Origin of the sequence: Pseudomonas sp. PSKL.D1 (assembly GCF_028898945.1) — a bacterium.
GTDB lineage: Bacteria > Pseudomonadota > Gammaproteobacteria > Pseudomonadales > Pseudomonadaceae > Aquipseudomonas.
Genome location: NZ_CP118607.1, coordinates 984,576 through 997,677, shown reverse-complemented (window position 1 = coordinate 997,677; position 13,102 = coordinate 984,576). Strand labels below are relative to the sequence as shown.

General features: G+C 61.2%; 13 protein-coding genes. 3 read left to right on the top strand and 10 right to left on the bottom strand.

Annotated elements, in window-relative coordinates; translation table 11 throughout:
* Positions 1–7: 7 nt before the first annotated feature.
* The gene (cysD, locus tag PVV54_RS04310; protein ID WP_060508578.1) at positions 8–925 is read right to left on the bottom strand and encodes a sulfate adenylyltransferase subunit CysD; all 918 of its coding nucleotides are present in this window, start codon (positions 923–925) and stop codon (positions 8–10) included.
* 226 nt (positions 926–1,151) lie between these two features.
* On the bottom strand, positions 1,152–1,910 hold the full coding sequence (locus PVV54_RS04305; protein WP_274908759.1) for a Nif3-like dinuclear metal center hexameric protein: 759 nt from the start codon (positions 1,908–1,910) through the stop codon (positions 1,152–1,154).
* Positions 1,911–2,067: 157 nt separating this feature from the next.
* Between PVV54_RS04305 and algW the strand changes: the two genes are divergently transcribed.
* Positions 2,068–3,228 carry a Do family serine endopeptidase AlgW gene (algW, locus tag PVV54_RS04300; protein ID WP_274908758.1) on the top strand — a complete coding sequence of 387 codons (1,161 nt, stop codon included), beginning with the start codon at positions 2,068–2,070 and terminating at the stop codon, positions 3,226–3,228.
* A gap of 120 nt (positions 3,229–3,348) precedes the next feature.
* Here algW and PVV54_RS04295 read toward each other — a convergent pair whose 3' ends face one another.
* The 4 genes from PVV54_RS04295 to PVV54_RS04280 form a co-directional block, all read right to left on the bottom strand.
* Positions 3,349–4,113: an amino acid ABC transporter ATP-binding protein gene (locus PVV54_RS04295; protein ID WP_274908757.1), complete on the bottom strand. Its 765-nt coding sequence runs from the start codon at positions 4,111–4,113 to the stop codon at positions 3,349–3,351.
* A gap of 10 nt (positions 4,114–4,123) precedes the next feature.
* On the bottom strand, positions 4,124–5,221 hold the full coding sequence (locus tag PVV54_RS04290; protein WP_274908756.1) for an amino acid ABC transporter permease: 1,098 nt from the start codon (positions 5,219–5,221) through the stop codon (positions 4,124–4,126).
* 10 nt (positions 5,222–5,231) lie between these two features.
* Complete coding sequence (locus tag PVV54_RS04285) at positions 5,232–6,410, bottom strand: amino acid ABC transporter permease (protein ID WP_274908755.1); 1,179 nt, start codon at positions 6,408–6,410, stop codon at positions 5,232–5,234.
* 67 nt (positions 6,411–6,477) lie between these two features.
* Complete coding sequence (locus PVV54_RS04280; RefSeq protein WP_274908754.1) at positions 6,478–7,506, bottom strand: amino acid ABC transporter substrate-binding protein; 1,029 nt, start codon at positions 7,504–7,506, stop codon at positions 6,478–6,480.
* Between the two features lie 332 nt (positions 7,507–7,838).
* On the opposite strand from PVV54_RS04280, the gene PVV54_RS04275 reads away from it, so the two are divergent.
* A complete protein-coding gene (locus tag PVV54_RS04275; RefSeq protein ID WP_274908753.1) occupies positions 7,839–8,495 on the top strand; it encodes an alpha/beta hydrolase in 657 nt (218 codons plus the stop codon).
* Positions 8,496–8,595: 100 nt separating this feature from the next.
* A complete protein-coding gene (rhlB, locus tag PVV54_RS04270) occupies positions 8,596–10,047 on the top strand; it encodes an ATP-dependent RNA helicase RhlB (protein WP_274908752.1) in 1,452 nt (483 codons plus the stop codon).
* A gap of 128 nt (positions 10,048–10,175) precedes the next feature.
* Here the strand turns inward: rhlB and moaE are convergent, their stop codons facing one another.
* From moaE to PVV54_RS04250, 4 genes are all read right to left on the bottom strand, one after another.
* Positions 10,176–10,622 carry a molybdopterin synthase catalytic subunit MoaE gene (gene moaE / locus PVV54_RS04265; RefSeq protein ID WP_274908751.1) on the bottom strand — a complete coding sequence of 149 codons (447 nt, stop codon included), beginning with the start codon at positions 10,620–10,622 and terminating at the stop codon, positions 10,176–10,178.
* A 1-nt stretch (position 10,623) separates the two neighbouring features.
* On the bottom strand, positions 10,624–10,869 hold the full coding sequence (moaD, locus tag PVV54_RS04260; RefSeq protein WP_274908750.1) for a molybdopterin converting factor subunit 1: 246 nt from the start codon (positions 10,867–10,869) through the stop codon (positions 10,624–10,626).
* A complete protein-coding gene (gene moaC / locus PVV54_RS04255) occupies positions 10,869–11,339 on the bottom strand; it encodes a cyclic pyranopterin monophosphate synthase MoaC (RefSeq protein WP_274908749.1) in 471 nt (156 codons plus the stop codon). Before moaC ends, moaD begins: the two co-directional genes overlap by 1 nt.
* A 169-nt stretch (positions 11,340–11,508) precedes the next feature.
* Positions 11,509–12,903, bottom strand: a complete 1,395-nt coding sequence (locus PVV54_RS04250; protein ID WP_274908748.1) for a PhoH family protein — start codon at positions 12,901–12,903, stop codon at positions 11,509–11,511.
* Positions 12,904–13,102: the final 199 nt, after the last annotated feature.

Sequence of the window (13,102 nt, the reverse complement as noted above, 5' to 3'; positions counted from 1 at the left end):
CTGAAAATTAGAAGTAGCCCTGACGTTTCTTGTCTTCCATGGAACCGGCGCCATCGTGGTCGATGACTCGGCCCTGGCGCTCGGAAGTGCGCGTCAGGAGCATTTCCTGAATGATGTCGGTCAGCGTTTCGGCCTCGGACTCGACAGCACCCGTCAACGGGTAGCAGCCAAGGGTACGGAAACGTACCTTCTTCTTGACGATGCGCGCTTTTTCTTCCTCGGACAGGTGCTCGAGGATGCGATCGTCGTCGATCATGATCAGGGTGCCATTCTTCTCGATCACTTCACGTTCGGCCGCGAAGTACAGGGGCACGATCGGGATGCCTTCGAGGTAGATGTACTGCCAGATGTCCAGCTCGGTCCAGTTCGACAGTGGGAAAACGCGGATCGACTCGCCCTTGTTGACCTTGCCGTTGTAAACGTTCCACAGCTCTGGGCGCTGGTTTTTCGGGTCCCAGCGGTGCTTGCTGTCACGGAACGAGTAAACACGTTCCTTGGCCCGCGACTTCTCTTCGTCGCGGCGCGCGCCACCGAAGGCGGCGTCGAAACCATGCTTGTCCAATGCCTGCTTCAGGCCCTGGGTTTTCATGATGTCGGTGTGCTTGGAGCTGCCATGGGTGAACGGGTTGATGCCCTGCGCCACACCCTCAGGGTTGACGTGGGTGATCAGCTCCAGGCCCATTTCCTCGACCATCTTGTCGCGGAAGCTGTACATCTCCTGGAATTTCCACTGGGTGTCGACGTGCATCACCGGGAATGGCAGCTTGCCCGGGAAGAAGGCTTTGCGCGCCAGGTGCAGCATCACGGCGGAATCCTTGCCGATCGAGTACAGCATCACCGGGTTGTCGAACTCGGCGGCCACCTCGCGGATGATATGGATGCTCTCCGCCTCCAGCTGTTTCAAGTGCGTCAGTTTGTCGACCATGGCTACTCACGAAAAACGATCTTATGGACGGCCTGCGGGCCGTGTTCGAGCGAGCCACTTTATCACAGCGGCTGATTCTATTTAGGAGGCGAGCTAGATCGAAACAGTCTAACGATATGACTGGGGGTTTGGGGGGCGCCTTGCGCCCCATCGCGGATGAATCCGCTCCTACAGGGATCGGTGTAGGAGCGGATTTATCCGCGATGGCCGCGAAGCGGCCCTGCTTTCAAATAGGATTCGGGCAGTCGATAAACAAATGCTCAACCGCAAACCGCCGCGCCAGGTAATCCCCCAACGCCTGCACCCCATACCTCTCGGTGGCATGGTGCCCGGCCGCGACAAAACTCACTCCATTCTCGCGGGCGCTGTGGTACGTCTGCTCGGACGCCTCACCCGTGAGATACAGGTCTACCCCCGCAGCAATCGCCGTATCGATGTACCCCTGCCCGCCCCCGGTGCACCAGCCGACCCGGCGGATCATCTCGTCGCCTTCCACCAGCAGCGGCTCACGCCCCATCACCTCCTGAACCCGGCGGGCAAAATCCCGTGCGGTCATCGGCTCGGCCAACGAGCCGACCAGCCCGACCACCTTGGGGTTGTTCGGGTCCAGCGGCCCTTCAACGGTGATGTCGAGCTGCCGCGCCAACTGCACGTTGTTACCCACCTCCGGGTGCACATCCAGGGGCAGGTGGAAGGCAAGCAGGCTGATGTCATGCTTGAGCAAGGTTTTCAGGCGGCGCTGCCGAATGCCGGTGATGCACGGGTTCTCGCCTTTCCAGAAGTAGCCGTGGTGCACCAGCACCAGGTCGGCTTCGGCCTCGACCGCCGCGTCCAGCAACGCCTGGCTGGCCGTGACACCGCTGACGATGCGGCTGACCTGCGGGCGGCCTTCAACTTGCAGGCCATTGGGGCAGTAATCCTGGATTTTCGCGCTGCCCAGGTAGCGCTCGGCTTCCTCGACCAGGGTATTGAGGGCGACAGCCATGGAAAAACTCCTCGAAATCTGCATTTTTGCCGGGTTCAACACCCGTATAATGGCCGCCATTATGGGCCGTCGCCGGGCTTGGGGAAACCGGTGTATGATCGCGCGCGCTCACGCCCCGCGCCCCACTTTGGCCCTCGCCCACTCCCAGGATTCGTTCATGTTCAAGGCTTTGCGTTATTTTGGCTGGCCCCTGCTCACCGGTGTGCTGATCGCCATGCTGATCATCCAGCGCTTCCCGCAATGGGTCGGCCTGCCCAGCCAGGACGTCAACCTGCAGCAGGCACCGCAAACCACGCAGATCATGCAGGGCCCGGTGTCCTATGCCGACGCAGTGACCCTGGCCGCGCCCGCAGTGGTGAACCTGTACACCACCAAGGTGGTGAACAAGAGCGCTCACCCGCTGTTTGAAGACCCACAGTTCCGCCGCTTCTTCGGCGACAACCTGCCCAAGCAGAAGCGCTGGGAGTCCAGCCTGGGTTCGGCGGTGATCATGAGCCCCGAGGGTTACCTGCTGACCAACAACCACGTCACCAGCGGCGCCGACCAGATCGTCGTGGCGCTCAAGGATGGCCGCGAAACCTTGGCACGGGTGATCGGCAGCGACCCTGAGACTGACCTCGCGGTACTGAAGATCGACCTGAAAAACCTGCCAGCCATCACCATTGGCCGCTCGGACACCATCCACATCGGCGACGTCACCCTGGCCATCGGCAACCCGTTTGGTGTCGGCCAGACGGTCACCATGGGCATTATCAGCGCCACCGGCCGCAACCAGCTGGGCCTGAACAACTACGAAGACTTCATCCAGACCGATGCGGCCATCAACCCGGGTAACTCCGGTGGCGCCCTGGTGGATGCCAACGGCAACCTGGTGGGCATCAACACGGCAATCTTCTCCAAGTCCGGCGGCTCCCAAGGCATCGGTTTCGCCATCCCTGTGAAGCTGGCGCTGGAGGTGATGAAATCGATCGTCGAGCACGGCCAGGTTATTCGCGGCTGGCTGGGTATCGAAGTACAACCGCTGAGCCAGGAGCTGGCCGAATCGTTTGGCATGCAGGGCCGCCCAGGCATCGTGGTGGCGGGGATCTTCCGCGATGGCCCGGCGCAGAAAGCTGGTTTGCAGCTGGGTGATGTGATCCTGAGCATCAACGGCGAACCGGCCGGGGATGGCCGCAAGTCGATGAACCAGGTGGCGCGGATCAAGCCGAACGAGAAGATCACCATCGAGGTGATACGCAATGGGCAGCAGTTGAAGCTGGTGGCCGAAGTGGGGCTGCGGCCGCCGCCTGCGCCGGCTACAGCGCAGGAAGAAAAATAACCTGTAGGAGCGAATTCATTCGCGATGCGCCGCAAAGCGGTGCACAAATGCAGCGCCGCTTTGCGGCGCATCGCGGCTGAAGCCGCTCCTACAAGGGCTGCGTGAGCAGCCGCAACAGCATCAATGCAGAATCTGGCTCAGGAACAACTTGGTCCGGTCGCTGCGCGGCCGGTCGAAGAAGTCATCCGGCGCAGCCTGCTCCACGATCTCCCCCTTGTCCATGAAGATCACCCGGTTCGCCACGGTCCGGGCAAAGCCCATTTCGTGGGTCACGCACAGCATGGTCATGCCGTCTTCAGCCAGGCTGACCATGGTGTCCAGCACTTCCTTGACCATTTCCGGGTCCAGTGCCGAGGTCGGTTCGTCGAACAACATGATCTTGGGCTTCATGCACAGCGCGCGGGCAATCGCCACACGCTGCTGCTGGCCACCGGACAGTTGCCCCGGGAACTTGTGCGCCTGCTCCGGAATACGCACGCGCTCCAGGTAATGCATGGCGATTTCCTCGGCCTTGCGCCGAGGCATCTTGCGCACCCACATGGGCGCCAAGGTGCAGTTCTCGAGAATGGTCAGGTGCGGGAACAGGTTGAAGTGCTGGAACACCATACCCACCTCGCGGCGGATCGCCTCGATCTGCTTGAGGTCGTTGGTCAGTTCAACACCGTCGACCACGATGCGGCCCTGCTGGTGCTCTTCCAGGCGGTTGAGGCAGCGGATGGTGGTGGACTTGCCCGAGCCGGACGGCCCGCACAGCACGATACGCTCGCCCTGACGCACGTTCAGGTTGATGTCCTTGAGCACATGGAACTGGCCATACCACTTGTTCACACCCTGCATCTGGATGATGCCTTCGGGGCCGGCAGGCTGCTTGATCGCTTCACTCATTTCGAAACTCCTAACGCTTGTGGCCAGTGTCCAGCTTGCGCTCCAGGTGCATGGAGTAGCGGGACATACCGAAACAGAAAATCCAGAACACCAGGGCGGCAAACACATAGCCCTCGGTAGCCATGCCCAGCCAGGCCGGGTCGGCGGCGGCTTGCTTGACGCTGTTGAGCAGGTCGAACAGGCCGATGATGATCACCAGGCTGGTGTCCTTGAACAGGGCAATGAAGGTGTTGACGATGCCCGGGATCACCAGCTTGAGCGCCTGCGGCAGGATCACCAGGCCCATGGCGCGCCAGTAACCCAGGCCCATGGCAGCCGCGGCTTCATACTGGCCCTTGGGGATGGCCTGCAGGCCACCACGCACCACCTCGGCGATGTACGCCGACTGGAACAGGATCACCCCGATCATCGCCCGCAGCAGCTTGTCGAAGCTCATACCCTCAGGCAGGAACAACGGCAGCATCACCGACGACATGAACAGCACGGTGATCAGCGGCACGCCGCGCCAGAACTCGATGAAGGTCACGCAAACCACCTTCACCGCCGGCATGCGCGAACGCCGCCCCAAGGCCAACAGGATGCCAAGCGGCAAGGCGCCGACGATGCCCACGGTGGCAATCACCAGGGTCAGCATCAGGCCGCCCCACTGGCTGGTGGAGACCGTTTCCAGGCCAAGCACACCGCCATGCAGCAGGGTGTAGGCCAGGATCGGGTACAGCACCAGGAAGCACAGGCCGTACACCGCCTTGCGCGGGAAGCGGTTGATGAACAACGGGGCGGCGCCAAGCACTGCCAGCCACACGGTCAGGTCCACGCGCCAGCGCAACTCGGCCGGGTAGTAGCCGTACATGAACTGGCCGAAGCGCTGCTGGACGAACACCCAGCAGGCGCCCTCCTTGGTGCAGTCGGCGCGGGTGGTACCGACCCAGTTGGCATCGATGAGCGACCACTGGATGAGCGGCGGTACGATCAGCCACACCATGTACAGGGCGAACAGCGTCAACAGGGTATTGAGCCAACTGGAGAACAGATTGGCACGCATCCATGCGAGCACGCCGACGGTTTTCACCGGTGGCGGCATGTCGGGTTTGAAAACATGGGCATTCACGGGCGTATCCTCACCGCTCGATCAGCGCAATGCGCTTGTTGTACCAGTTCATCAGCAGCGAAATGCTGATGCTGATGGCGAGATAGACACTCATGGTGATGGCAATCACCTCGATGGCCTGGCCGGTCTGGTTGAGCACGGTACCGGCGAACAGCGAGACCATCTCCGGGTAGCCGATACCGGCCGCCAGGGACGAGTTCTTCGCCAGGTTCAGGTACTGGCTGGTCAGCGGCGGAATGATCACCCGCAGTGCCTGGGGGATGATCACCTTGCGCAGGGTCGGGCCCTCGCGCAGGCCGAGCGAACGGGCGGCTTCGGTCTGGCCATGGCTGACCGAACGGATCCCGGAACGCACGATTTCGGCGATGAACGCCGCGGTATAGATAGTCAGCGCCAGGGTCAGTGCCAACAGCTCAGGGATCAACACCCAGCCGCCCACAAAGTTGAAGCCCTTCAACTCTGGCACTTCCCAGTGCACCGGGCTGCCGAACAGCAGCGTGCAGATGCCCGGGATGACCAGAAACAGCGCCAGCCCTACCCAGAACTTGTGGAACGGCTCACCGGTTGCGTCAAAGCGTTTGTTGGCATAACGCACCATCGCCACGATGGCCACCACGGCCAACCCCAGAGCGATGACGAACGGCCAGAATCCCTCGGCCATGGAGGCGCCGGGCATATTCAGGCCGCGGTTGCTGATGAAGAACATGTCGTCGATGTTGATGCTGCCCCGCGGTCCTGGCAGGGTCAGAAACACCGCAAAGTACCAGAACAGGATCTGCAACAGCGGCGGGATGTTGCGGAAGGTTTCCACATACACGGTCGCCAGCTTGTTGATCATCCAGTTTGGCGACAAGCGCGCCACACCAATGATGAAACCCAGGATCGTCGCCAGCACGACGCCAATAAAGGTCACCAACAGGGTGTTGAGCAGGCCGATGACGAACACGCGCGCATAGCTGTTGGACTCCACGTAAGGAATCAGGTGCTGGGCGATGCCGAAGCCGGCGCTACGATCTAGAAAGTCGAAACCCGAGGTGATGCCCCGGTGTTGCAGGTTGGTTTGCGTGTTGTGGAACAGGTACCAGCCCAAGCCCACCACGAAGACGATCGTGAGGATCTGGAACAGCCACGCGCGCACACGTGGATCGCTCAGGGATAACCCTTTGGGTGCGCCGATTTGATTTTGCATGAAAGGCCCCGGACAGTAGGGATTCGAACAGCCTGCGGCGGCGGGATGCCGCCGCAGGGTGCAGCCATCAGCGCACAGGTGGCGCGTACTGGATGCCGCCGTTGTTCCACAGGGCGTTCAGACCACGATCGATCTTCAGGTCGGTGCTCTGGCCCAGGTTCTTCTCGAACACTTCGCCGTAGTTGCCGACTTGCTTGACGATCTGCACTACCCAGTCCTTAGGCAGCTTGAGGTCTTTGCCGTATTCGCCGTCACCACCCAGCAGACGGGCGACGTCCGGGTTTTTGGTGCCCTTGGCTTCAGCCTCGACGTTCTTCGAGGTGACGCCCGCCTCTTCGGCGTTGAGCATGGCGAACAGGGTCCACTTGACGATGCTGAACCACTCTTCGTCGCCTTTACGCACCACCGGGCCCAGGGGCTCCTTGGAGATGGTTTCCGGCAGCACCACGTAGTTTTCCGGCCCGGCCAGCTTGGAGCGCTGGGCGAACAGCTGCGACTTGTCCGAAGTCAGCACGTCGCAACGGCCCGATTCCAGCGACTTGGCGCTTTCGTCAGAGGTGTCGAAGGTGATCGGGGTGTACTTCAGGCCGTTGGCGCGGAAGTAGTCCGACACGTTCAGTTCGGTAGTGGTACCGGCCTGGATGCAGATGGTGGCACCGTCCAGCTCCTTGGCGCTGGAAACGCCGAGCTTCTTGTTGACCAGGAAGCCAACACCGTCATAGTAGGTAACACCGGCGAACACCAGGCCCATGCCGGCATCACGCGAGCTGGTCCAGGTGGTGTTGCGCGACAGCACGTCGACTTCGCCCGACTGCAGTGCAGTGAAGCGTTCCTTGGCGTTGAGCTGGCTGAACTTGACCTTGGTGGCGTCGCCGAACACGGCGGCGGCCACGGCACGGCACACATCGGCGTCGATGCCGATGATCTTGCCTTGTGCATCAGGTACCGAGAAGCCTGGGAGACCATCGCTCACGCCACACTGGACGAAGCCCTTCTTCTTTACCGCATCGAGAGTGGCGCCGGCCTGGGCGGTGCTCACGGCGCCCAGTGCGGCGGCAGCGGTCAGGACTGCCAGGGTGGTTTTCAACATCTTCATTTACAACCTCCAAGTCGCTCTTGTTGTACCGAGCCGGAATTGCACCGCACCCTTATGAGGCGCATCCGACCCGTGCTGGCTTGTTATTGGGTCAATTGGCGCAATGGGCTGTTCTATGACAGCCTTCGCGTGCAAAGGGTGTTACCGTCACGGCCTGACCCTTGCATCGGATAATTCATAGCAAAGGGCGTACCACTACTCACGGCTAAAGCGATTAAGCGCTAGTCAAGTAGGGAAAGTTGCATCGTTGCGACATTAATTTTCTGACAGTCATTTACCGCGCCTTCTTTTCAGGCACGGCAGAACAAGAACCGCACTCTTTCGGAGCAGTCATGACCAACCCGCTGATTCTCGAACCCCAGAAAACCGCCGACGCCTGTGTGATCTGGTTGCACGGCCTGGGGGCAGACCGTTACGACTTCCTACCGGTTGCCGAATTCATGCAGGAGCGCCTGCTCAGCACCCGCTTCGTGATGCCGCAGGCCCCTACCCGCCCGGTCACCATCAACGGCGGCTATGCCATGCCAAGCTGGTATGACATCAAGGCCATGACCCCGGCCCGCGCCATTGATGAGGCACAACTGGAAGAATCGGCCGAGCAGATCATCGGCCTGATCAAAGATGAGCAAGCCAAAGGCATCAGCTTGTCGCGCATCATCCTGGCCGGGTTCTCCCAGGGCGGCGCTGTGGTGCTGCACACTGCTTATATAAAGTGGGAAGAAGCACTGGGCGGCGTGATTGCCCTGTCGACCTACGCGCCAACCTTCAACGACAGCCATCAACTGAGCGCCTGCCAGCAACGCACCCCAGCCCTGTGCCTGCACGGCGTACACGACCCGGTGGTCATTCCGTCCATGGGCCGCACTGCCTTTGAATACCTCAATACCTGGGGCGTTGCCGCCCGCTGGCACGAGTACCCGATGGAGCACGAGGTAGTCGTCGAAGAGCTGGGCGACATCCACGACTGGCTGAGCAAGCAGTTGCAATAAGCAGGCTCACCGGCCGTTGTGGGCGTATTCTGCTACGCCGCGCCCAAATCTTGCATTACACTGCCCGGCGTACATTCCTTAATCAGTTGATGAGACGATCGTGCTCAAGGCACTCAAGAAAATATTCGGCAAGGGAGACGCCGCGCCACAGGCCGTCGCTCCTGCTGCCAGCGTGACGCCGCCCGCGTCAGCCCCTGCGCCCCAAGCTGAGGCGCAGCCGGCCAAACCACGCACCAAACCCGCACCCAAGGTCGAAGCGCCCGCCATCGCGCAAATCGAGAAGCCGGCCAAGGACAAACCGCGCCGCGAACGCAAGCCAAAACCCCAGGCCAGCCTGTGGAAGCCGGAAGACTTCGTGGTCGAGCCGCAGGAAGGCAAAACCCGCTTCCACGACTTCAAGCTGTCCAATGAACTGATGCACGCCATCCACGACCTGGGCTTCCCGTACTGCACGCCGATCCAGGCGCAGGTGCTGGGCTATACCCTGCGCGGCCAGGACGCCATCGGCCGGGCGCAGACCGGTACCGGCAAGACTGCCGCGTTCCTTATCTCGATCATTTCCCAGTTGCAGCAAACGCCACCGCCCAAAGAGCGCTACATGGGCGAGCCGCGTGCGCTGATCATCGCCCCAACCCGCGAACTGGTGGTGCAAATCGCCAAGGACGCCGCGGCCCTGACCAAATACAGCGGCCTGAACGTCATGAGCTTTGTCGGTGGCATGGACTTCGACAAACAACTCAAGTCGCTGGAAGCGCGACACTGCGACATTCTGGTCGCCACCCCGGGCCGCCTGCTGGACTTCCACCAGCGCGGTGAAGTGCACCTGGACATGGTCGAGGTGATGGTGCTGGATGAAGCCGACCGCATGCTCGACATGGGCTTTATCCCCCAGGTACGCCAGATCATCCGCCAGACCCCGCCGAAGAGCGAACGCCAGACGCTGCTGTTCTCCGCCACCTTCACCGACGACGTGATGAACCTGGCCAAGCAGTGGACCACCAACCCGGCAATCGTCGAAATCGAGCCGGAAAACGTTGCCAGCGAAACCGTCGAACAGCATGTGTACGCGGTGGCCGGCAGCGACAAGTACAAGCTGCTGTACAACCTGGTAACCCAGAACAAGTGGGAACGGGTGATGGTGTTTGCCAACCGCAAGGACGAAGTGCGGCGCATCGAAGAAAAACTGGTACGCGACGGCATCAACGCCGCGCAACTATCGGGTGATGTGCCGCAGCACAAGCGTATCCGCACCCTGGAAAACTTCCGCGAAGGCCGGATCACCGTGCTAGTGGCCACCGACGTGGCCGGGCGAGGGATTCACATTGATGGCATCAGCCATGTGATCAACTTCACCTTGCCGGAAGACCCGGACGATTACGTGCACCGCATTGGCCGTACCGGCCGTGCGGGGACCAGCGGCGTGTCGATCAGCTTTGCCGGGGAAGACGATTCCTACCAGTTGCCTGCGATCGAAGAGCTGCTGGGGCGCAAGATCAAGTGCGAGATGCCGCCGGATGAGCTGCTGAAGGCCGTGCCGCGCAAGCATCATTGACCTGCACCGGCCCCTTCGCGGGTAAACCCGCTCCCACAGATTATTCACTTAATCTGAGGGCAGCGGGGCCTCTGTGGGAGCGGGTTTACCCGCGAACCGGGGCACCGCCCCGGCCATAAAACACCTATCTACCACCGCCCTGCCGCATCCTGGTCACTTTGCTTCCCTTCCACCCACCGCGGCCCCTGCGCAGTATTCTCTTTCTTCCAAAACGGCGCCCGCGTCTTCAAGTAATCCATAATGAAGTTGCAGGCATCGAACGCCGCCTGCCGATGCGCACTGGCCACCCCTACGAACACGATCGGCTCGCCCGGCTCCAGCGCGCCAATGCGGTGCAACACTTCCACCTTGAGCAACGGCCAACGCTGTTCGGCCTCTACCACGATCTTGGCCAGTGCCTTTTCGGTCATGCCCGGGTAGTGCTCCAGAAACATCCCGGCCACATCCAGCCCATCGTTGAAATCCCGCACATAGCCTACAAAGCCGACCACCGCGCCCACGCCCACATTGGCCGCATGCATGGCATTGACCTCAACGCCCGGGTCAAACGCCCCTTCCTGCACTCGCACTGCCATGTCAGCCTCCGGTCACCGGCGGGAAGAACGCCACTTCATCGCCATCTTCCAGCGGCTCATCAAGCCTGCACAATTCTTCGTTACGGGCACACATCAGGTTCTGCTCGGCCAGCACTTCATACTCCCCGCCCTTGGCAACCAATGCCTGGCGTACATCGTCGAGTACCTTGAATCCACCTTCGATGCGCTCGGCATCCACGCCCAGCAATTCACGGTAGCGGGCGAAATACATCACCTTGACCTTCATCACCCCTCCACCTTGTAGTGGCCGCTCTTGCCGCCCAGTTTTTCCAGCAGGCGCACCTGCTCAATGACCATGCCTTTGTCCACAGCCTTGCACATGTCGTAGATCGTCAGCGCCGCGACGCTGGCTGCGGTCAGCGCTTCCATTTCCACGCCGGTCTGCCCGGCCAGTTTGCAGCGGGCAACGATGTGCACTACGTCCTGGCCTCCGGCACTCAACTCCACCTTGACGCTGGTCAGCATCAGCGGGTGGCACAGAGGGATCAGGTCGCTGGTCTTCTTTGCCGCCTGGATGCCGGCGATACGCGCCACGGCAAACACATCACCCTTGGGGTGTTCGCCGTCGACGATCATCTGCAGGGTCTGCGGCAACATGCGCACCCGCGCCTCGGCAATCGCCTCGCGTGCGGTAACGGCTTTTTCAGTGACGTCGACCATGTTGGCGCGCCCCTGGGAATCGAGATGGGTCAGCACTGCTTTGCTCCTGTGGAGGGAGCATTGAGTGTAAACCTGTGGGTCAGGATTGAGCAGCGAATTGTGCTGGCAGGCCCGGCCCTTCGCGGATAAATCCGCTCCTACAGGGCCTGTAGGAGCGGATTTATCCGCGAAGGGGCCGGGCGGCGTACCGCCCGGCTGCAGAGGGTTACAAATGCGACTCGGCGTATTCGGCCAGTACCGAGCGCGGCACCCCTTGCAAGGTGATGTGCACGCCATGGGGGAAGTCCTTGAAGCGCTCGGTCAGGTAGGTCAGGCCCGAGCTGGTCGCGGACAGGTAGGGGGTATCGATCTGCGCCAGGTTGCCCAGGCATACAACCTTGGAGCCGGAACCGGCGCGGGTGATGATGGTTTTCATCTGGTGCGGGGTCAGGTTCTGGCACTCGTCGATCAGGATCAGGCTTTGCTGGAAGCTGCGGCCACGGATGTAGTTCAGCGACTTGAACTGCAGCGGCACCCTTTCCAGGATGTACTCGACGCTGCCATGGGTGCTTTCGTCATCCATATGCAGGGCTTCGAGGTTATCGGTGATGGCACCCAGCCAGGGTTCCATCTTCTCGGCCTCGGTGCCCGGCAGGAAGCCGATCTCCTGGTCCAGCCCCTGCACGCTACGGGTGGCAATGATGCGCCGGTAGCGCTTGCTGACCATGGTCTGTTCGATCGCGGCGGCAAGGGCCAGGATGGTTTTACCGGAACCAGCGGCGCCGGTCAGGTTGACCAGATGGATATCCGGGTCAAGCAAGGCGAACAACGCCAGGCTCTGGTGGATGTCCCGTGGCTTGAGGCCCCAGGCTTCCTGGTGCAGCAGCGGTTCCTGGTGCAGGTCCAGCAACAGCAGTTCGTCATTGCGGATGCCCTTGATCCAGCCGACAAAGCCCTGTTCGTCGATGATGAACTCGTTCACATGCACGGCCGGCAGGTTGTCGATCAGTTGCACCCGGTGCCAGGTGCGGCCACGCTCCTGACGGGTGTCGACTTTGCTGACCCGGTCCCAGAACGAACCCGTGACCGAATGGTAGCCCTTGGACAACAGCGATACGTCATCGACCAGTTGGTCCGTGCTGTAGTCCTCGGCAGCGATGCCACAGGCCCGCGCCTTCAGGCGCATGTTGATGTCTTTGGTAACCAGCACTACATCCAGGTCGGTGCGTCGGCTACGTACTTCCAGCAGGGTGTTGATAATGATGTTGTCGTTGAGGTTTTCCGGCAGCAACTTGCTGGGCTCGTTGCGTGGGCTCATCAGGATCGACAGGAAGCCCTTGGGCCCACTCTTGCCACGTTGAATCGGCACGCCCTGCTCGACATCGCTGGGCGAAGCGTCACCGAGGGTCTGGTCAATCAGGCGGATGGCCTGGCGACATTCGGCGGCGATGGTTTGTTTACCGGTCTTGAGCTTGTCGAGTTCCTCCAGCACCGTCATCGGAATGGCGACGTGGTGCTCCTCGAAGTTCAGTAAAGCGTTGGGGTCGTGAATCAGGACGTTGGTATCGAGCACATACAGGATTGGCTTAGTGGAGGAAGGGTTGCGTCCTTGGTCATCCATACTCGGTCACCTTATGTCGAAGCCACACGGCGTACTCTTGTGCGCCGCAGAGTGACCGCCGGCTTCCCCGTATCCGCGTTGTTACGGGCGGGGAGCGTACCTGCAAGGAGGGCCTGGATGACGCCACCTGTGCTGCAGGAATCGGCTGTCTGGTTTCTTCATACCGCAAAACCCATGACCGGAAAAAGCTTTTTTACGT